The sequence below is a fragment of the Colwellia maritima genome (genome assembly GCF_022669015.1).
Taxonomy (GTDB): domain Bacteria; phylum Pseudomonadota; class Gammaproteobacteria; order Enterobacterales; family Alteromonadaceae; genus Colwellia; species Colwellia maritima.
This window is the reverse complement of sequence record NZ_JAKKSL010000007.1, coordinates 238,860-259,247: the sequence shown is the minus strand read 5'-3', so window position 1 is coordinate 259,247 and position 20,388 is coordinate 238,860. Positions and strand designations below refer to the sequence as shown.

The 20,388-nt window shown below is 42.3% G+C and carries 15 protein-coding genes and 2 pseudogenes; 2 read left to right on the top strand and 15 right to left on the bottom strand.

Features of this window, described 5'->3' with window-relative positions; all coding sequences use genetic code 11:
* Positions 1 to 61: 61 nt before the first annotated feature.
* The 3 genes from L3081_RS25465 to L3081_RS25455 all read right to left on the bottom strand — a co-directional run bounded on the left by L3081_RS25465 (position 62) and on the right by L3081_RS25455 (position 1,960).
* The gene (locus tag L3081_RS25465) at positions 62 to 1,054 is read right to left on the bottom strand and encodes a phosphotransferase enzyme family protein (RefSeq protein ID WP_242289441.1); all 993 of its coding nucleotides are present in this window, start codon (positions 1,052 to 1,054) and stop codon (positions 62 to 64) included.
* Between the two features lie 98 nt (positions 1,055 to 1,152).
* Positions 1,153 to 1,410, bottom strand: a complete 258-nt coding sequence (locus L3081_RS25460) for a hypothetical protein (protein ID WP_242289439.1) — start codon at positions 1,408 to 1,410, stop codon at positions 1,153 to 1,155.
* The gene (locus tag L3081_RS25455) at positions 1,391 to 1,960 is read right to left on the bottom strand and encodes a PHP domain-containing protein (protein ID WP_242289438.1); all 570 of its coding nucleotides are present in this window, start codon (positions 1,958 to 1,960) and stop codon (positions 1,391 to 1,393) included. Before L3081_RS25455 ends, L3081_RS25460 begins: the two co-directional genes overlap by 20 nt.
* A 1,197-nt stretch (positions 1,961 to 3,157) precedes the next feature.
* Between L3081_RS25455 and L3081_RS25450 the strand changes: the two genes are divergently transcribed.
* Both L3081_RS25450 and L3081_RS25445 read left to right on the top strand, forming a co-directional pair.
* Entirely contained in the window at positions 3,158 to 3,997 is an 840-nt protein-coding gene (locus L3081_RS25450; RefSeq protein ID WP_242289436.1) for a hypothetical protein, read from the top strand.
* Positions 3,998 to 4,513: 516 nt separating this feature from the next.
* Positions 4,514 to 5,536, top strand: a pseudogene (locus tag L3081_RS25445) (MupA/Atu3671 family FMN-dependent luciferase-like monooxygenase); the annotation flags it as partial.
* A gap of 141 nt (positions 5,537 to 5,677) precedes the next feature.
* On the opposite strand, the gene L3081_RS25440 reads toward L3081_RS25445, so the two are convergent.
* The 12 genes and pseudogenes from L3081_RS25440 to L3081_RS25395 all read right to left on the bottom strand — a co-directional run bounded on the left by L3081_RS25440 (position 5,678) and on the right by L3081_RS25395 (position 20,179).
* Positions 5,678 to 6,013 carry a hypothetical protein gene (locus L3081_RS25440; RefSeq protein WP_242289433.1) on the bottom strand — a complete coding sequence of 112 codons (336 nt, stop codon included), beginning with the start codon at positions 6,011 to 6,013 and terminating at the stop codon, positions 5,678 to 5,680.
* A complete protein-coding gene (locus L3081_RS25435) occupies positions 6,010 to 7,158 on the bottom strand; it encodes an MBL fold metallo-hydrolase (protein WP_242289430.1) in 1,149 nt (382 codons plus the stop codon). Before L3081_RS25435 ends, L3081_RS25440 begins: the two co-directional genes overlap by 4 nt.
* A gap of 38 nt (positions 7,159 to 7,196) precedes the next feature.
* Positions 7,197 to 8,768, bottom strand: coding sequence for a phosphopantetheine-binding protein (locus tag L3081_RS25430; RefSeq protein ID WP_338027505.1), 1,572 nt, complete (start codon positions 8,766 to 8,768; stop codon positions 7,197 to 7,199).
* 28 nt (positions 8,769 to 8,796) lie between these two features.
* On the bottom strand, positions 8,797 to 9,342 hold the full coding sequence (locus tag L3081_RS28805; protein WP_338027498.1) for an acyl-CoA synthetase family protein: 546 nt from the start codon (positions 9,340 to 9,342) through the stop codon (positions 8,797 to 8,799).
* A gap of 39 nt (positions 9,343 to 9,381) precedes the next feature.
* Positions 9,382 to 10,217 (bottom strand): annotated as a pseudogene (locus L3081_RS28800) (AMP-binding protein); the annotation flags it as partial.
* Positions 10,218 to 10,260: 43 nt separating this feature from the next.
* A complete protein-coding gene (locus L3081_RS27645) occupies positions 10,261 to 11,163 on the bottom strand; it encodes a condensation domain-containing protein (protein WP_338027504.1) in 903 nt (300 codons plus the stop codon).
* A 43-nt stretch (positions 11,164 to 11,206) separates the two neighbouring features.
* Positions 11,207 to 12,982, bottom strand: coding sequence for a condensation domain-containing protein (locus L3081_RS27640; protein ID WP_274620763.1), 1,776 nt, complete (start codon positions 12,980 to 12,982; stop codon positions 11,207 to 11,209).
* Positions 12,975 to 14,990 (bottom strand): AMP-binding protein, encoded by a 2,016-nt coding sequence (locus L3081_RS28795; RefSeq protein ID WP_338027503.1) that lies wholly within the window; start codon positions 14,988 to 14,990, stop codon positions 12,975 to 12,977. The genes L3081_RS27640 and L3081_RS28795 overlap by 8 nt, the downstream gene beginning before the upstream one ends.
* 98 nt (positions 14,991 to 15,088) lie before the next feature.
* The gene (locus L3081_RS25410) at positions 15,089 to 16,021 is read right to left on the bottom strand and encodes a hypothetical protein (protein ID WP_242289422.1); all 933 of its coding nucleotides are present in this window, start codon (positions 16,019 to 16,021) and stop codon (positions 15,089 to 15,091) included.
* 57 nt (positions 16,022 to 16,078) lie between these two features.
* Positions 16,079 to 17,230: a beta-ketoacyl reductase gene (locus tag L3081_RS25405; RefSeq protein ID WP_242289421.1), complete on the bottom strand. Its 1,152-nt coding sequence runs from the start codon at positions 17,228 to 17,230 to the stop codon at positions 16,079 to 16,081.
* Entirely contained in the window at positions 17,230 to 17,967 is a 738-nt protein-coding gene (locus L3081_RS25400; protein ID WP_242289419.1) for a Rossmann-fold NAD(P)-binding domain-containing protein, read from the bottom strand. Before L3081_RS25400 ends, L3081_RS25405 begins: the two co-directional genes overlap by 1 nt.
* 433 nt (positions 17,968 to 18,400) lie before the next feature.
* Positions 18,401 to 20,179, bottom strand: coding sequence for a beta-ketoacyl synthase N-terminal-like domain-containing protein (locus L3081_RS25395; protein WP_242289416.1), 1,779 nt, complete (start codon positions 20,177 to 20,179; stop codon positions 18,401 to 18,403).
* Positions 20,180 to 20,388 lie beyond the last annotated feature (209 nt).

Genomic DNA, 20,388 nt, shown 5'->3' with positions numbered 1-20,388 from the left:
CTGTACGACTTTTTCAGGTAGAATCATTGCCACATCCTCAAATTAAGATCACTGCGTTTCTTCATTTTTCAAATGACAAAGTTGTTTCCATCAAATGCTTGAGAAAACCGATATGGTTGGAAAAAAATACTCTTGAAAGATAACCCTGGCCAACTATATGCTGCCGATCGATTTCGTACCCAAGAAACCAGAGTTGACGTAACATCACAAACTCTTTTAATAATTCAATGAACTTCTCTGAATGATTTGCATGAGTCAAGTAACCGTTTAAAAATGCCTGCCGACAATCTTCTGGTTGCCGCAGCATACCGGCCCAACAGTATGTAGCTAGATCGTAGAGCCTCCGGCCAGGTCCACAAAAATCAAAATCAAAAAAACGAAGTCGATCTTTACAGATAGTAGCATTACCTGCATGAGCATCACCGTGACACAGCCCCCATGACAAGGAGGTAAGAGAGTTTTCCGACAATGTTTGTGTTAGATGCAGAGCAACCAGATTGAGTGTTTTTCTATCTTCCACGGAGATGCTTTCCTGAGAGAGAAGTTTTTCCATCGGATGGTGAAGCAGGCGATCTAAACCATGATCCGAACGGTTTTCCAAAACGGAAAGCTTATCGAGAGATTGATGTAACCTAGCCATATTTGCACCGAAAACTCCGGCTTGCTCACAATTGAAATAATCTGGTTGATAGCCGGAAACCCATTCAAATAAGACGGCAAATCGTCTTCCTTCAGGTGCATCCAATGTTATTATTGAAGTCCCATTTTTGGGGCGTATAGGTTGCGCAACAAGATCTGACGTCTGACTAAGGTGATTTAGCAATGACAATTCCGATTGAATTTCCTCGAGACTGCGCCAGTTATACCTGTAAACTCGCAAAGCATAAAACCTCCCATCAGCTTCAAGACGATATGTATCATTACATCCACGGAAGAAAAATTCACAGTTTAGATAATAAGGGAGTTGAAAATGTTCTGCGACGATCGAACCTACCGTCTCTTCACTCAAACGACTTTCTGAAACCAAAAGTCTATGGTTTTTAATATAATTCATCATGTACCTTTTAAAACTCTGATATAACATATCTAAAGATGGCTTCAGCATAAGAAAGCCTCGTTATTCACCCAACAGCCCCGGGAAATACATATTACTCAAACCAAATAGAGTACGGTAATGGTTGTCCGTCGCAAATGTAGTTTTTCGTCAACTTCAGTGCCGGTCACCTGAACCCATATTGGACCTGGTGGAAGATCTTTTACAGGTATATCAAATGAAGCAATGGCATCATCGCCTTTCCACACTTTTATCGTCTCACCTGGTCGGTTCAGTTGCATTTCCATCACGGAACCTGCCTTTGCCACAAGCCTTATAGTCAGTGACTCGGATTGTTCAGCTGTACCCCCGAACATTACCGAGCCGATACAACTCAATATCAAATGGAGCCATATATGCCGATAATGTTCTTCTTGCACTGAGTGCTTCGAAAACACTTTGATGTGAACGCTTCTGAGCAAAAACAACGGTGGTTCTCAAACCAAAGGGGATGTAATTAAAGTGCCTGTCCGACGACGAGATTGGCGCCGGCCATTTACCGTTTGCCAGAGCATCTTCCCATTCAGGAATACTCACCGTCTGCGTTTCTAACCGCAGTCCTTTTTTTTCACAAATCAGTGGTACGGCCCACTGTCCCCGTATGGGATGAAAATCTGGGCCAACTTCAGCACCGACCCACACATTATTTTTACCGTTGCCAGTGTAATCAAAGTAATTACGGGATAAAAATTCAGGTAGCCCATTGTGATCGGCTACTTTGAATTTCGGATCAACTACCACAGCTCTCCAAGGATGCGCTATAATACCGACTGCTCCGACTTTTGCCATAAAACCGGCCAGTTCATCAGGAGTACTACATTGATCTGACAGGCAGTAGCTACGCTCTCCCGGTGGCAAGATCACCACTCGGTGTCCATAGTTTTTTTCTGCTGTTCAAGCGAGTAACAGCTCTGCATCGAGCTACCCCATTCATACCCGTAAAATGCAACCATTTGTTCCGGACTATAAGATTCAGCCGATGAGATCACTTCCTGCCACTGCTGTTCGTTAACTTTTTTATGTGGAGGCAAAGGATTTCGTAAGTGCTCCGTCACTGCAGCGAAGTCAAGACCCGGCGGTATGCTTCAGCCAGTTGCTCTTTGGCTGTCAACGCATTGCAATCTAGTGAGCTACACTTTACAGCATCAAAACTGGCTGTTTTTGAATGAAGATGAAGATCCCCTTTTAATTTTATTAAAACTCGGTAGGGTGAGTCGTTTTTTTCCAGTGCAGCGTAAGCAACCGACCATGCACTGAAAATGAATACAAACAATACTATTAACAGATATTGTGGAATATACGTAAAAGAAATGACGTTTATCTCCCTTAAAACTTAAATGTATGTTTATTATATAAAAATACCAAATTAAAATCAATTTCCTGCCTTATTCATAACATTAAGAAATAGCCTATATTAAGACTTAAATCCCCTTAGTGCTCCTAAAAAAGGGCCTAAAATAAGAAAAAAAGTCGAAATACAGTCGTTTTGATTGTTTAAGACAAAAAATAATTAACCTCATATTACCTTAAGTAATCACCATTGAACTTACCTCTAAGTCATTAATGTTGAGCTGTGGCTTCTTGTCTTTTGTAAATAAGCAATAAGGCCTCCAAGTAAATTCAAGGTAAACCTTTAGAACTTCTGTGTTTATCTTGCTCTATTTGAGAAATATTTTTCAATTGATTGCTAGTCAGCGGTATTAGTTTTATTGAACTACATACGGTTAATTCGATATAAATAATGAATTTAGTACACTTATTTTATAGGCTTATTTATAATAAACGAGTTATTTTACAAGCTATTCAGGCGAACAGGGAATTAAGGAAGACAAATGAATACTAGATTTATCGTATTGGTTATATTATTGATAGTTCATTCCGCAATGGCGAGCGAAGTTATTAAGAATGATTTACCGAAACCTCAAACAACATTTAATAGGGCGCAATCAATCGATTGGATTTCAAACTCACACTTAGCTATTGGTCGGCCGGGATGGATCTATCTCTATTTTTCGACAACCAGTGAGTCCTTCAGAGTTTGTACCGATACTAGTACAAGCAACAATGACGCCTTCTGCAAAGGGTGTCGAGATGTTGAGCCTGATCAATCGAGATATGCTCTTGACTTCAAATGACAAAAGCAGTCTCGCGATCTGGTCAATAAGTAATAACCTGCTGACGCTAAATGGGACGGTAGAATATGCAGAGAATTTAGGCACGGCCAATTCGGCAACCTTGCTAACAGGGGAGCTTAGTTTGGTTGCGATTGGCCATGAATACGGGCACGTGAGCATATGGACTATCGACGGAGAAAAAATTAACTTCTTGCACTCTATAAATGTTCGCACACCTGCAAATCCGAGTAACCCCTGGAACCTGCATAATATACGTGGGTTATTACCCTTTTCGGATCGAACAGTAATTACAGGATCTGAGGACGGAGATCTTACAATTCTAGATGTACTCGATCGAAGAGTTATTGTCAGAAAGCGTTACAACAAAAACGCGAAACTAGGAATAAATAACTTGGCAATCAAAGGAGAACACTTGCTATTAGCTAACTGCTCCTTAGGATCAAGCGATCAAAATTTATGGTTATATAAAGTTACAAAATCCTCAATAGACTTGATCGCTTCAACTAATCTTCTCTCCGATCAATCGAAATCACAAAGCTATAACTTCGATGTAGAGCTTTTTGAAAAAGAGGGTAACCTTCAATTTTTTGCAAGCACTGAGGAAGGATTTCTATGGTATGGTCTAATCAAAAACAATGCGCTTGAAGTTATTAGTCATTCTAGAGTTGCCTCAGGAATCGCTGCGGCCTTGGACATTAATGAAGACTCAGAACATATTGCTGTAGTAGCGCATGCAATAAGATTATTCAAACTTCCAGAGATACAATGAACGTAGCGGTATACGATCAAGTTTCGACTAATACATAATGATAGCTTGTTCAACAACAGTTTCCCCCAATTGTTGAACAAGCCCGTCCAAAAACTTTATCCTAAACGAATTGGAGCTATACATATGAATAACCACACGTCAAAGCCTTCGCTTAGGCTAAAATCCGTATCACGAAGAGGGCATTAGGTTTAAAAGGTTTTACGTCGCAAGCGACGGGGAATTAAAATCGCTTAGATTAAAAATACGATGAGTTCTAATTTCCTCAATCATAAAAACTCAATTTAGGATAAATTTTCATGGAAAATGACCATACCTATCATCAATTAAAACAAAGATATCAAACTCTGACCCAGAAACAGAAAGCTGCCTTTCTAAAAAACCTCCGGAGAAAAATATACCATTGAACTTTGACCACATCAACACCGCTCCCGAACATTCATCCGGTTATAGTACAGTAGACCGGCAGATCAAAATCAGTCTGTTCTATTTCTCTGCCGGCCAAATGACTATTTTGCAGATCAGTATCAATTCATATTGGAAACCGCTCGGTACGCTGATGAATCTGGTTTTCACGCAATTTGGTTGCCTGAGAGGCACTTTTTAGACCTCGGTGCGCTTCATCCCAACCCTGCTGTTCTGGCTGCTGCTATTGCAGTACAGACCCACAGGATAGGGATCAGATCGGGAAGCGTTGTTCTTCCTTTACACAACCCATTGAGGGTAGCCGAAGAATGGGCTCTCGTGGATCAGCTATCAAAAGGACGGGCAGGTGTCGGATTCGCTAGCGGCCGGCACAGCAATGACTTTGTATTGGCACCAGAAGAATATCTACATCGAAAGCACGAATTATTTTCACGAATGGAAACCGTTTTATCGTTATGGCGTGGGCAAAAGCAAATGTTACCAAACGGAGAACAACAAATCACAGAAATCCTGACCTATCCCCGTCCTTATCACGACAAGTCTATTCCTGTTTGGTTAACCACTAACACCGGCGAGATGTTTGAAGAGGCCGGTCGCCTCGGTATCCATGTGTTAACATCACTAATCACCTGTGACCTTGAGGTTTGTGCAAAAAATATTCGTCGCTACAGAGCCGCCTTAGAACGATACCACCCAGGGAAAAAAGGCAAAGTCACGCTGATGATGCATACTTTTTTATTTTCTTCACATACAACAGAGGCTGAAAATATTATTCTTTCGGAAAAAATCCGACATACACTGTCAGATTATCTGAAAAATTTTCTCGGAATGAGCGAACAGTATATTGAAAGCAATCTTTCTGATACGTTAGATAACATATGGGACAGCAATACGCAGGCAAATGAAATCTATCAGTATTTTCTGACAAACAAAACACTTATCGGTACGCAGTCTACTTGTCAAAAAATGTTGCTTCGCTTAAAAAAGGCAGACATTGATGAAGTCGCCTGTCTGATTGATTTCGGTCTCAGCAATGAATTGATCAAACAGGGCTTAGAGTCGCTGTCTCTCCTGCAAAAGAAAAATCAGCGACATCAACCTGCCTCAAAAAATTAATATAAAGGTCATTTCCCTAATATTAAAAAACGCAGCAGGTTCCGAACAGTAATTTCACATCTATTCCCTGAGGCGTTAAACTATCGATGAATCGACTTACTTGTTGAAGCTGTTCGCTGTCTTCGGTATGGGTTAGCCCCATCAACGGTGACAACCACGATTCGACCCCAGAGCATAGATGAATACTTTCTGGCTGCCGAGTGCTTTGACCAGAGCCTCCGCCTGAACAGCATTACTCCCATTCAACCGACGAGATTCATTGGCAGTTTTTGATAATTTTTCTGCTAGAACCGGTTCATAAATCCAATGAGTAGGAGCCCCTACGCTCTCCATACCAACAAAGAGATAATCGACTTTTCCTGCTTGTCTGAAGAAATGCTGATAAAGTGAAGGTTCTACATTACAGGTATCCGCTGCAAACATGATCTTAATTTCTTCAATTGAAATCAAATAACAACATTTTGCCTGAATATTCAAATCGGCATGTTCACCGAAAAAAGGAACGGTCTGAATAAAACCTTCAGGAAAAAAATCGACTCACAATTATCAAGCGCAATTACATTGTTAAAACCGCAATTTTCCAACATCAGTTTCATGGATGGATCCTGAAGCTGTCCATTAGTGGTCGCAGGCACAACGACTGTTCCAACTTTGTATCGAATTCTCAACAAGGTTTCCAGATTGAGATGGTCCATATGCCCGTGAGTAATAAGTACATAATCTATATGTGCAGGTAAATCCCCTAAACAAAGCCTATCCGGTTGTGTCTTCTCGTAGTAACTAATAACTGGATCAACCAGTATACTCTTACCCTTAGCTTCTAGCAGCACACAAGCATGACCGAAGTAATGGCACTGCAACTCCCCTTGCCGAACAGATCTATTGATATTTGCGCCCCTTTTATTCGTTGACCGCTCATAGGTAAATAATGTTCGGACTTTTTCTTCATCTTCTTCACTGACAGACAGAATCGTTTTGATCTCCGGCCATGTAAGAGACTCCTCTTCGGCCCGGAATAACTTATCAACTCTTTCATCATTGAAAGCAACTTGCCAATGATACCCAGGCAACTCTACTCTAGGCGTACTCAAAGTAAAAGCGCGTGTGTGCTGATTGAGATCCAAAGAAAGACTTTGTCGATCGGTACGATAATAATCACTTTGATATAATAGTGCTTCTATCAACCGGTAGTTCAAGTTATTAAACATATCAAAAGTCAGCTCAACATACCCTTTCAAAGGCTCGGGAATCGCCGGATATATATCTGTTAGACTACTTTCTGCCGGATGACTTTGCAGCAAACGATTTAAATCATGCAATGCCTCCGAAAGGTTCAGCGTATTTTGCTGTGAAAGCAGCTCGTTAAGCAACACCTGGCATTCGTCAATATGCTCTTCCGCCAAATCTACAAAATTTCCGCCTTCCAATTTCGAAGAACGTGCTCCCGCAGAATGTAACTTAGGCATTTTTAAATAGGACTTGAGCAGAGGAATCTGCCGTTGAACAAAATACCGCGCAGCTGCTGCCGGAGAAACTGTATATAACCAGGCATACCATTGGTTAACGAGAGCTTCGACTCTGACTTCCGATTTTAAAAAAAACTTTTTTTCTACTTTAGACATATTTTCGGTTTCCTTATTCATGTTCACACAGAACTCAACTAATATACATCAAACTCTAAATTTTCCAGAATTGACTCAAAATCATTTACCAATATATCAAACGCCGGCAAAGGCAAATTTTCTAACATAAAAATCTGCCGGTTTAACCTCAGCTCCAGTCGTTCCTCTTTCCCTTCTGTCCTGACAAATTGTAGATGTAACTTGCCTTCTAGCTCACTTTTGGTTCTACCGTAAACTCGTGAATCAAGTAAATGTGATGAAAATGTAGCTGCATAGAGCATTTGCACTTCACCCGGTTGACGGGCAAACAAATTTCGGCTACTGACATCTCTTAAAAAGTATGCCTGATGATAAGCGTCCGATATCAAGGATACCAGTTTTTGATCCGTAACATATTGCTCAAACTCAGCTTGTACCAATAGAATATTTTCCAATGGTCCTGCAACAGATTCAGCCCCGGCCCAATCTCGATGATCGATCAGCCAACCTATAGTTACGGGATTATTCTGTAAAACAGGGTCTATTTGCGTATCATCCTGTGGCAGTTTGACCGCTAAAACGTCTGCATACTTTTGCAAAAGTTTAAAATAAGCTGATAAATAGATAATTTCTTTCAAACAACCCACTCTGTCTACCAGTGTTTTGATCTTAAGTTGACATTCAGGTGTAAGCTGTAATACGCGGCTGTGTGCAAAAGGTTGGTATATAAAGTTGTAGTCGGGTGCATTATTACCATGATATTTGTCGAACAACGAGCCTATGTTTACGACCAGTTGGTCAAACAATCGATTCTGCTGTCGGGCGACTGGCCCTCTCAGCCATTCTTCCATCCACTCAACAAAACGGCGATACTGAACAGCCATCTGTTCGGATACCTGTTGCAGCCCCTCCCCGTTTAAGAGGTACTGTATAACCAGTTCGAGCGTTCTGCTATCACAGACAAGCCCATGACCAACAACTTGGATTACGTATCGGTTTGTCAAATGATTTTCATTGCTCAGTTGCAGCAGTAAAACCCGTATCAGCGCTTGACGATTAAGATCAAACGGTTTCTTCCGATGTTGCTGCAATACCGGAATAATGCTTTCATTCTCTGGTTGACTGGCCTGAATTTTCTGGTAAACAATCTCTGGCTCGGTATCATTGGAATAAGACCACTCAAACTCATCATCCCCATTTTTAACCAAACGATATTGGAATATTTCACATTGACTGATAATATTCCCCATACGCCGGTTCATCGTAGTATGGTCCAGATCATCTCGGTCAGTCTTTGGATCCACCACAATTTCATAGCTCAATGCTCTGTTATAGTAATCAACAGGTATATCTGAATGGGAGATATGTTTTATAATATATTGCTGACGCACTGAAAGTGCCATACGGCACCCTGTTTGTTTATTGTAACCGTTTTCCGGCGGGGATATGATAATAGGCTCTTCTTCTCTGGCTCTTTCAATGCGAACACAAAAGTCTTTCAGTACAGGAGATTCGAATAGTGTCCTCAACGGCAGACTCATATGAAAACCAAAGCGTATAATAGACATTATCTGCGGAACCATTAGAGAGTTACCTCCCAAGTCAGAGAAAAAGTTATCTTCCGGACGAATTTCGTATGCTCCAATATTTCCCGGCGATTCAGCCCAAATAGTACTGACGCAACTTTGTAACCAGTTTTTCCCGGAGATATTCCCTGAACGTCTGACAGAGCGCGGAGAAAGTCAGATAATCACTCAACAATGCCTTCTTATCGAGCTTACCATGGACTGTACGCGGCATAGTTTCAAGCTGAAAGATCGGGTTTGGTAGCATATAGGTTGGTAAATAGCGGGTCATCATTTTTCTTAACAACCCCGTATTAACATGCTCGTTTTTATCCGACGTAAAGAACGCAATCATACGACCACTGTCTTTTTGTATCTCCGGTAAGAAAATAACACAAGCCTGATCAATGGTAAGACAACGCTCCATATTTCTTTCAATATCCGATAATTCAATCCGGTGACCGTAAAGCTTTATCTGGGCGTCTTTTCTGCCAAGCAAGTAAAGTTTTCCATTCGTATCGACCCGCGCTAAATCTCCAGTCCGGTACATTCTAGCTCCGGTTTGTTTGCTGAAAGGATCAGAAAGAAATTTTTCAGCACTCTGACCAGGCAGGTTGATATATCCTTTCGCAACGCCCATACCACCGATATAAAGTTCACCTACAATACCACTGCATAAAGGCCGTTGCTGTCGATCCAGAACATAGCAATTTGTACCCGGCACAGGTTCACCAATGGTGACATTATGTGGCTCACAAATCTCTGCTGAAGTTGACCAAATTGTTGTTTCCGTCGGTCCATACATATTGTAAAGACGAGCACCGCCATGAAGTAATGCTTCCGCCACCGTTCTGTCAACATTTCTCCCCCACACAGCAGTGTTAATGTACGCTCAGGCACCCAGTCTTCATTAACAAGCATTCGATATAACGACGGGGTTGCCTGGATGTGAGACGGATGCTCCGCATCCATGATATTGATCAACCAACCGGGATCTCGTGTCTGCCGGGACGAAACGAGATAAAGCTCCCCTCCGGCCGACAGTGGCAACAATAACTCCGGCATGAAAATATCAAAACCGACCGAAGAGCAAGAAAGCAGTTTACACTGGTCGGTAAAACTTAACTTTTCAGCCAGTGCCTGTATCAGAATATTAACGGATTGATAGGTAATCTCTACGCCTTTGGGCCACCCTTCGGTACCACTGGTATACATGATGTAGGCCGTAGCACTATTCGACAGAGTCCTGCTTAGTGCTTCTACCGCTACCGGTAAGTCCGACCGGTTTAACTGCAATGTAGAAAATAAAATATGAGATGATAGTTGTTCAAGAATATCCTGAGCTGTCTCCTGATGGTAAATCAACAGATCAATACCTGCATCTTTAATAATGTATTGAATACGATCACTGGGATAATCGCAGCTGATAGGAACAGCGCATGCTCCGATCCGGAAAATGGATAAAAGAGCAACAGATGTTTCAATTTTTTCGGGCAAAAGTACTGCTACCCGCATGCCAGGGACGATGCCCAAGTTAATAAGCGCAGAAGCAATGCTATTAACCTGCTTGGGTGACTTCCTTATAGGTAAGTCGGTGCGTATCATCAATCAAGCATATACGTGATGATGAAACACTTGCCCATTTATCAAAACATTGGAGTAGAGAAAAAGGACTGCTATCGTCAGAAGTAAAGCTATGGCCGACAATAGCATCCTCCTGCATCAACAGACCTTCAATTCTCTTTGTTTCTGTTGATTGCATGCTGTAGTCACCGATTGCTAACGTTTGTGACAACAAAATCCCATGAATGAGAACACTCCGGCGTTCAGACAGCCTTTGTATAGTCTCGTGACAATACAGATCCGTATTGTACTCCCAGGCACACTTCAGTGTGTTACCGGATTCTGTCAGGGATAACGACAAATCAAACTTAGCTCCAGAAATTCCGGTCTCCAGTTCCTCCAGTTCCAGATCGCCGATAAGAACTTTGTCAAGATCGGTATTAAAATAGGAGAACCAGATCTGAATAATAGGAGAACGACCCAAATCCCGCTCAGGCTGAATATCTTCTACCGGCTTTTCAAAAGGATAATCCTGATAAAGATAGGCTTCTAACAAATTTGTCCGAACTTGCTCAAGTACTTGTTCAAACGTCAAGTCTTCATTGAGCAGGCTGCGAATAACAAGTGTATTAGCAAAACTGCCAATAATTTGTTCATCCGAAAGCCTATGACGGTTGGCAACCGGTGTTCCGATTGAAAGGTCATCCAGATCAGCATGTCGCCATAACAAAACCTTAAATAAAGTCATTAAAACCATAAACAATGTACAATCCTTCTGTACAGCAAGCTTCTTTAATGCAGTCAGGCTAGGGCTGTCCAGAAGTGTAAATAAGGTTTTTCCCCTATGCCTATTCGGAATTGGCCGGGGGTAATCAGTCGGCAGTTCAAATGGATTTATTTTGTTTAATTTGCGCAGCCAGTAACGTTTCTGTTGCTTCGCCTCATCGTTTTCCGGCCCAGAGGTTTTGCCATATACTATATGAAATATAATGATTTTTTGGTGCGGACAGTAAACATGCTTCCCCGTTCATACGGGCTTGATAAAAATGCCGGAACTCTCGAAGCAGAATATTCAAAGACCATCCATCAGCAATAATATGGTGCAATGTAATCAGCAACAAATGTTCTGTTTCAGAAATCCGAATCAGCATCGAGCGGTGTAAAGGGCCGGCAGCAAAATCAAATGGTTGTTTGATGAAACGTTCAACGGTATCATCGATAGAACTGACCTGGCTTTGATGATCAAGATGATTGATATTCTGATATTCCAGTGACTCCCCAAACACAGGGCCTTCTGTCAGTTGAATGAGATCATTATCATCATCCAGGATAATTCGTGTATTTAAGGCCTGGTGTCGCTGACCGATTGCTTTCAGCGAATATTTCAGACAAGAAATATCTAATGCCCCCCGAATACGTATTTGTAAAGGCAGATTATAAACAGAACTTTCCGGAGTTAGTTGTTCTAAAAACCAGTAACGTCTTTGCGTATAAGAGACTGTTGGTTTTGCACTATCAGTTAGTTCATCACTGGTGATAACTTGATCAGATACACCTGATAGCTGTATTTCCGATGTTGTAGTATTCAACGGGGATGTTTCAGAGAAAATAGTATGCCTATGATGATATTGGCGTTCAACAATACCAACCAGGGCCTGAAGTGTAGGATTCTGCAACAAATCAACAACTTTCAGATCGCTTTGATAAATTTGATTCAGCCTGCTGATAATCTGAACAGCTTTAAGAGAATGTCCGCCAAGTACAAAAAAGTTTTCATCTAAATTCAGCACTTCTTCACCAAGCACTTCTTGCCAAATGCCTATCACAACCTGCCGTATGGGTGCTGAAGGGGCCTCCTCTTTACTTACCAATAGATTCGTGCCTGAATGAATTTTCTCAGCGTCAGTTTCTTGCGGATTATAGAGCTGACCGTCCGGTAAATGTCTTACATACTTGGGTTTGTTTTTTGTTGTAATAAGAGCCTTTTTTTCAAGGGCTTTGCGGTCTTTTTTTCCGGTATAGCCGAGCGGTAACTGTCCTATAATTTTTACCCATTGAAGGGGCATCCACTGTCCCTCGAACAGCTCCGCAACCCTTGCTGTCATTTGACTAACAAGAAATGAATCCCGAGTAGTAAAGTACGGAGTATTTGCAAAACGTTCAGAGAACAAATCTACGAACCCTATTGGGATTGATAAATCTTGTCTTTCCGTCAGCCGGATAGCTGAAAAATCCAACTGACTACCATAGTCTGATGGTTGCCAGAAAACAATATCAAACTGATGTACATCCGAACATCCCAAACAGTTCAGCTCAGTAATATAACCGAGCTCTTCTCCCATATGAATAAGAGTCGCAGGTTCTATAGGTATCGCATTTTTTCTATCAGCTGCTTCAAAAGATGCAATCGCTTCGGCAAGTATTTCCGTTTCGTTACCAGTCCTGCTTATCAGGTAATGCCATAAATCCAAAGCTCCTGACTTACGCTTATCCGGCACATTCATCAAGCAGATATTTTTCTCGGGATAACGCTTTAGAAAGGCTTCAAGCTGCTCCAAAGAAACGATATCCTTGCCCCACTGCAAAAACTCCATCTGCTTTGCTTGCTTTTCGGGTGTCTGAATATGAAGAACTACGTCATACCGAAAATTGTTGAGTTCGTTATCGTAGTTACCTGTTTTTGGCATAACCTGCACATGATTTATTAAATCAATCATCTGTCCGAGCCTGTGAAAATATTCCGGTGCTATCGACAGTTCGCTGCTCTGTCGGTTGGTCTATTTCTATTTCTTCAAATATCTGACTGACTTGTATTTCATGATATGAATTGTCTCGTTTCATTCTGTCGAATTGAAAGATAGATTGTAATTGGTTATGTTTAACATCTCCAATAAAAATCTGTCCCTGCCCAACTGACTTGCACAGTCTTTCAAGCAGTCGAGTCAAATAACCGATATTCGGAAAATACTGTACAGTTGAATTTATTATGATGGTGTCAAATACCTGCGAATCGAAAATTGAAAAATCGTAGGTCAGCTGATGCAAAGTTGTAACATTTTCAATCCAAGGCGGCACCGACAAGCGTTTGCAAATCTGATCGATAGCCTGACCACTGATATCAGAAGCCCAGTATCCTTCGCAGAAAGGAGAAATTTTATACAAAAGCAGGCCAGTGCCACAACCGATATCCAGAACATTACCAGGCTTCAGCCGTAAAATTCGTTCTACCGCCAGATGAACCTGTTCCTGCATTTCAACATCAGGAATAGGCTTATTACGGTAACTGCAATGCCAACCGGCGATATTAAATTCATCGTCATATTCCTGATGATAGTCGAGGTTATCTGCCAGTTGTTGCCGGCTATCAATATATTTCTGTTCGGCTTCTTCAAAGATAAAATCGTGTTGAATCGAAATAAATGCGGCTATATCTGTTTTATTATTTAAGGGAACAATCGCAGCATTTTCGACACCGGGCATATCAATGAGCTGCTGCTCTAGCAAGTCACAATTTATTCGGATGCCTCTAATTTTTATTTGTTCATCCCGACGCCCTACAATAACTAAATTGCCATTATGATCATAACGCCCCAAATCACCAGTCCGGAACATTTTTCTCTGACGATGCCCCTGTATTGTACTTGTACTATTTACAAAGGGATCGGCAACAAAGCACTCTTCGGTTAAATTCGGTTGTCGATAATACCCTAATGCAATGCAATCTCCGCCGATATATATTTCCCCTACATTATCGACACCACATAGTTCCATATTTTCATTGAGCAGATAGCAATATATATTTTCGACCTGTTTGCCCACCGGCACAGAGTTATGCGAAGGAGTTGTGGCATCCACCCGATAATGGTGCGAACAAATCCCGGCTTCCGTTACACCATAAGCATGGTAGAAACAGCATAGCTTCGACCACTGATTCGCAAGCTCAGGAGAACAGGACTCTCCTACACAATATATTGTCAGCCCTGGATCCACCCAATCTGGCCGGACGGGAAAAGTACGCAGGAAAGAGGTTACTATCACCATAAAATTAACATGGTAGTTTCTGATCAGATTGAAAATATATTGTGGCTGAAGGTTATCCCTGTCAGGGAGGATAAGCGTCCCGCAGTTCAATAAAGCATTTAGTGATTCGACCCAGAAAGCATCGAACAGCGGCGATGTTAGCTGTAATATAGTTAATTCCTGATTACCCAACGTTAGCCGGATCAGGTTCAAAAGTCCTCGGTGATCATAAAGAACCCCTTTAGATGAGCCTGTTGTTCCCGAAGTAAATAGAATCGCTGCGGGAGATTTTCGGTCAGATGCATCAGGGCATATACACGTTGAATGCATCTCGGGAAATGAATCACCTAGCCTTGCCAAATCACAGGATATTACAGGCAAATCTAGACAAGGTTCAGTTAGAAATTCTTGCTCTCCTATAATCAGGCTCGGCTCAGCCAATGTAGAATAGTGTTTCTGTAGCGACGTGTTATTCGGCGGCAAATACATAAAAATATGATTTGATTTCAGTATCGCCGGCAAGCTCACGAATAATTCAGGTGAAGGAGGAAGACAGACAGCAATCGGATGGTCAATATCTGCCTGGTGCTGAATGATTTCCTGACACAGGTTATCTGAAAGACGCTCAAGCATTCCGTAGGTCAGCTTTTCATCATTCGCAATCAATGCTACATGTTCTGCATGATTTTGGGCATTGCGACTTATTAATGTTTCAATTCGATCCGGTATCCGGGATATATTTTTTTCACAACGGTATTTTCTTTTTTAATAATCAAATAAAACTATGAGCGGTTATTCACGGCTTAAATCGATGAATTGTGGAAATAATCAGCAGGTTCGAGATCCGAATAATCCTTCGGATATCCCTTTTCAGGGAAAGTCGCTTCCCGTGCCATTAATTTATGCTTTTCTTGATCAATATTGCGCAGCAAATAAGGGTGATCCGGTATCGGCCGGTGATGCTCCAGTGCCTGTAGCAATTCAAGAAAAGGTTCAAAGTGATAACCGATAACCGGCGAATCGATCTCCTGTGGCAAAAGCTGTTCAAATCCGGGGGCTGTTTTAAAGTGCTCCACCAGTAATGGAGCACCAACACATAAATGAATCTGTGGAAAAAAACGTTTAATCAGGTGGCAAAAAATCAAACTAGGCAATAATTGCTCATTGGATATAATAAAGATTGTTATTACATCCGGCGCCAAATCAGCAATCTGATCAAACAATACGTGGGAGTAGAAAAGCCGGAATAGACTTCCTTTTTCCGACTGACAATAATCTATGATAGCTTGTGGATGTTTCGGCAAATCAAATTTAAGTCCGCGATAACTGAGCTGCATTGGCGAAAAAAGTGTCGAGATTGAAGACAAATATTTTTCCCAGGTATTCAATATATGATTACGTTGCCGCTCATCATCAAACACTTCTTTTTTACGTATGCTGTTAATAAGATCAAATATCTGCTTAGGCTCGCTTATCACAGATTGTAGATGTTCTATAGCCTCACGGCACTGCCCAGTCACTGGGTTTTCTTTCACATAACTACTGATATGGAGCTCCAATAGCTGCAGAAAATCTTCAGATAGAAGCCAGTGGTAAAACTTAATATTCGCATCTACAGTTTTAACGTTGAAATCATGGTGTGTAAGATAACCCTTAAACATAGGTAATAGAGGGAAAATCTGAAACGGATTCCATTGCGGTAAAAACAAACTCAATATAATAATTTTCTTCTTCATCTTAATATTCCTCATCATCCAAGTCTTCAATTTCTTCAAGTATACTTTCAATTTGTTTTAGTTTGTTTTTATCCATCTGGTAATAGATGATCTGAGCCAATTCCAGAATGGTAGGACTGTTATAAAAACTCTCAATCGATACTCGCTGCTGAAATATTTCTTGAATTCGTCCCGGAATTGTAATGCAGTCAGTGATGTTCCCCCGAAATTAAAGAAACTGTCGGTATCTTTTAGTGATTGAACCCCTAATAATTCAATGGCCAAACCCCTTAATGTTTCACTAATGTTATCCAAAGAATAACTAGAGTGTTCGACATCATTATTTTGGCCCTCAGCAGTCTCCACCGTAGTTTCCGACCGTAAACTTGAGGTGTGATCCAATAGGTTTTTCCTGAAATTTCTTGAAAAGTTTTGCCATTGTCTCATTCTGGATTCAATATCACCTGTTGCAACAATTACCTGATGAGGTTGATGCTCTTTCAAAACCTGCTCCAAGCATGTCCCCACTTCCTCTTCGGACATCCAAAAGCGACTGACCGAATTACCGGTCGCATTGTCTGACAGAGCAGAATCCATCGGTGCCCGACCTTCCCAGTTTATCGTCCGCACGATTGTCGACTGCTTCGGCTCTGACAAGCTATCGTCTGTTGGCAAGTAGTCTGCCTGAGACTTTTGAAATGAGAGATGCTGTTTCAGATGATTCTGGGCAACGGTCATGTCCATGAAACAGTGAGCAGCGGTATAGGCTGAAAGCCCTAGACCACCGAGAAAAGGAGAAAGTGATGATGTCAGCAGACAAAAAACAGGGCTAAAATGCTCAATAGCCTGCATTAAGTGCCTCACGCCATCAACTTTACTGGTAAAAATCTTTTCGCTTAATTCAATGCTCACCTGTTCTGCAGAAAAATGGGTTTCAGGTCCGGTAATTCCGGCTGTATGGATCACGCCGGTAATATGATTATACTGTTTGACCAAATCCTCAAAAATCTGAAATAACGATAAGTAATTGGTACCAAGCTCCGCCTGAACCAACTTCAGCCGACACCCTGTTTTTTCAATAGCCTTTAGCTGACGAATTTTCATTATCGTTAATTCATCATGAGCAAGTGTTGCTAATAATTCGTCCCACTGTTCGCGGCCGGGAAACGTACTTCGGTGAACCAGTACGACCGTTGCTGCTCCTTTTCTGGCAAGGTAGGCGGCGGTCATTAGACCAAAGCTGCCCAGTCCTCCCGGACAAGATAAACCCCACCTTGTTTTGGCAACAGCGATCTTTGCTCCATAGAGTGAGTCATTCGCTGATATGTGGGTTTCCGGCGCATTCCATTCCGATAAGCTATCATCCGCTCATCTGTTTCCCGGTTGATTTCTGTATAGAATAGTTCAAATGTTTCCTGCTTCAAGGTATCCTGTTCACTATCGTCGATGTCGATATTTTTACAATAAATTTGAGGATATTCCTGTGGAATAACCCTGATGCAGGCCATTAGCATTGCACGTTCCGCAGCCATCTGCTCAGTCCCTAGAACCATATGGGTATTATTTGAAACAATAAAGAATCCTCTCGGATTTGCAGAATTATCAGCCTGTGCCGCAGCAAGCCATATCACACTATAGAATGAATTGTATACCTCACTGGTTGGTCGGGAATTAAACCTCCCCTGATTCAGCAGATGAATCACATTGTGCGGCTCAAGTCCGGCTGAAGACAGCTGCGAGAATAACTGCTGAAAATCAGCTTGCCTGGTCAGATTGATCGAGTAATGATCGTTCCGGTAGCAGCAATATTCCTCAGCAGGGAATACTGTGACCATCCGGATACCTTTGCACGTCAGCGCATGTTTCCACACCTCGCACTGTTTTTCGTTGGCCCCCGGCAGCAACCATACATGACTCCCTTTTGTCACTTTACCCTGGTGACAATGCATCTGCTGATAATCACGCATCCGGCCAGGCGTAAAAAACCACTGACTGTAATTATATATTTTGTCAATCGGGCTGCTCTCGGTTTGTCGTTGATGCATCCCTGTCTGAGGGAGCGCTCTTTGGATCGGATAACCAGTACTTCTGACGATGAAACGGATAGGTCGGCAGCATGATACGCCGGAAAGTATAGTGACCAGGTAAAGATGTGGCAGGTCTTCTTGTCCATAACCGAAGCAGAGATTTCCGCCAGTATTGATAACTGGATCCGGTGATCATGTGCTCCGTTTGTACTTCCGGCAGGTTCGGTTGATGAAACAGGCGCGGCTCAGTTTCTGCTCATGTCCGGCTTCAACGACATCTGCAACCTCATAGTCTGACAATAAACTGGTGCATGCCCGGAAGTCAGTCTGACCAGTCAATTGAGTGAACCAATATGCCGCTGATAACGTCTCTTCAGCCGTTTGCCAAGATCCGGTCCCGTTCGAAACCGGGATAAAGTGTCGCTCTGAAAGGCATATTCTGAAGTATTGTAAATAGCAAGTCCTTCTTTTCCCAGACTGCTAGCAGGCGGCATGCATCAGTAACATCAATAACTTCACTAATGCAGGCTGCTGCCAGTATACCGATACCTGAACCGAAACTGCCACACGGATGGATATTTTGCCGGTTCAGGATCCGGGCAAAAACATATTCGGCGATAAATGTACACAGCCTTTCAGCCGCAGATAAATCCCCGTCAGGCTTCTGATTGCCATCTCCGCCCACACTTATATCCACCATATTCAGTATACTGCTTGATTCTGGAAAGCCGTCATACACACTGTGTGCTACCTTGAAACAATGGTCAATTTCTTCCCGGAATTGCAAATCAGAGACGTAAAAACTACGGACACAGGCGATCGAGTCCTGATGATAGCCCGGAAACAGAAGCAATAAACGAGGTTGATCCGGCACCTGGTCCAAAAACAAGAGGCAATCATCCGAGGGTAACGTATCTTTATGTCCTTCGGTCTGAGAGGAATGACGTCCGGCTGACGCCTGTGCAATCAAATTGCGGCTTTTCTGCAAACCTCGAATGAGAGCATCGTAGCTATCACAAACAATCCCCAAACGGTGAGAAAAGTCCCGTCTGCCCTGTTCAAGCGTACCAGAAAGGTCTGTCAGAACCAGTGGTGCCGTATCGCTACCGACAGTTCCTTGATACTGAAGGGGGGTATCTTGTCGTTCAAAATCCTGTTTCTTTTCAAGGAGAAAGTTTTCCAATTGCCCGACCACTCCGTCCAGATCCCGCCAGTTTCTTGCTGACAACCGGAAAGTATAAAAATCATCGTCTGCCGGACTGTATCCACTATCAGGCATCCTTAACGGCATAGATTCAGGTGCTTGCTGCAATACAATATGTACATTGGTTCCGCCGACACCAAAAGAGCTGACTCCTGCACAACGCACACCGTCAAATTGGTGAGGCCATGGTGTAAGAGACCGATTCAGCCTGAGGGGATAATCGTGCTGTCCGAATTCTTCCCGTGGAGATTCTGCATGAAGATTTGCCGGAAGCTGACAATTTTTCAGAGCCAAAACGGTTTTAATCAGACCCGCAATTCCAGAAGCTGCATCCAGATGACCGATATTAGATTTTACCGAACCAATCAAAAGCGGTTGTCTATTCCTCTTCCGCCGGGTAAACACTTTTTCTAGTGCGGTCAGTTCGATCATGTCTCCCAAATCGGTTCCCGTTCCGTGGGCTTCAATATAGTCAATATCATCTGGTGATACTTCGGCATGTGCCAAAGCTTCCTCTATTACCGCAACCTGTCCTTCAACCGAAGGAGCAGTAAATGAACCTTTTATACCACCATCATTATTACAGGCCGTGCCTTTAATCACCGCAAGAATCTGATCGCCATCATTTACCGCATCATTCAATCTTTTAATAGCGATAAGACCGGCACCATTACTAAAAACCGTACCAGTAGCCTGCGCACTGAACGCCTTACAATGACCATCCTTAGACAAAATACCCGAATCGACATATTGATATGAAGTCTCTTTGGGAACACGAATCGTCACTCCACCAAACAATGCCATATCACACTCATAATTCCATAATGCCTGACAAGCTAAATGAACCGCAGCAAGTGATGATGAACAAGCTGTTCTGATGGTATAAGAAGGCCCCTTAAGATTCATCTGGTAAGAAATCTGACTACTGATATAGTCAGTATTATTCAATACCCCTAGTCAAGCCAAAGACCTATATCCGGAAGCTTGGAAAGCCGGCTTTGCAGATAATAACTATATGTATTGTTGGCCGCTCCGATATAGATACCGGTGCGACCCGGATATTTTTCTGCACAGTATCCTGAATTTTCCAGAGTCTGCCAAGCCAGTTCCAAAGATCAGTCTCTGCTGGGATCTGACAGTTCGGCATCTTTATTGCT

Bases quoted from the DNA above. Each gene is read 5' to 3' on its own strand.
- L3081_RS25410 (WP_242289422.1), bottom strand. From the start codon at position 16,021: ATGAAGAAGAAAATTATTATATTGAGTTTGTTTTTACCGCAATGGAAT.
- L3081_RS25405 (WP_242289421.1), bottom strand. From the start codon at position 17,230: ATGACCGCCGCCTACCTTGCCAGAAAAGGAGCAGCAACGGTCGTACTG.
- L3081_RS28805 (WP_338027498.1), bottom strand. From the start codon at position 9,342: ATGGGCGTTGCGAAAGGATATATCAACCTGCCTGGTCAGAGTGCTGAA.
- L3081_RS25400 (WP_242289419.1), bottom strand. From the start codon at position 17,967: ATGCGTGATTATCAGCAGATGCATTGTCACCAGGGTAAAGTGACAAAA.
- L3081_RS25435 (WP_242289430.1), bottom strand. From the start codon at position 7,158: ATGTCTAAAGTAGAAAAAAAGTTTTTTTTAAAATCGGAAGTCAGAGTC.
- L3081_RS25450 (WP_242289436.1), top strand. From the start codon at position 3,158: ATGACGCCTTCTGCAAAGGGTGTCGAGATGTTGAGCCTGATCAATCGA.
- L3081_RS27640 (WP_274620763.1), bottom strand. From the start codon at position 12,982: ATGATTGATTTAATAAATCATGTGCAGGTTATGCCAAAAACAGGTAAC.
- L3081_RS25460 (WP_242289439.1), bottom strand. From the start codon at position 1,410: ATGTTCGGGGGTACAGCTGAACAATCCGAGTCACTGACTATAAGGCTT.
- L3081_RS25465 (WP_242289441.1), bottom strand. From the start codon at position 1,054: ATGAATTATATTAAAAACCATAGACTTTTGGTTTCAGAAAGTCGTTTG.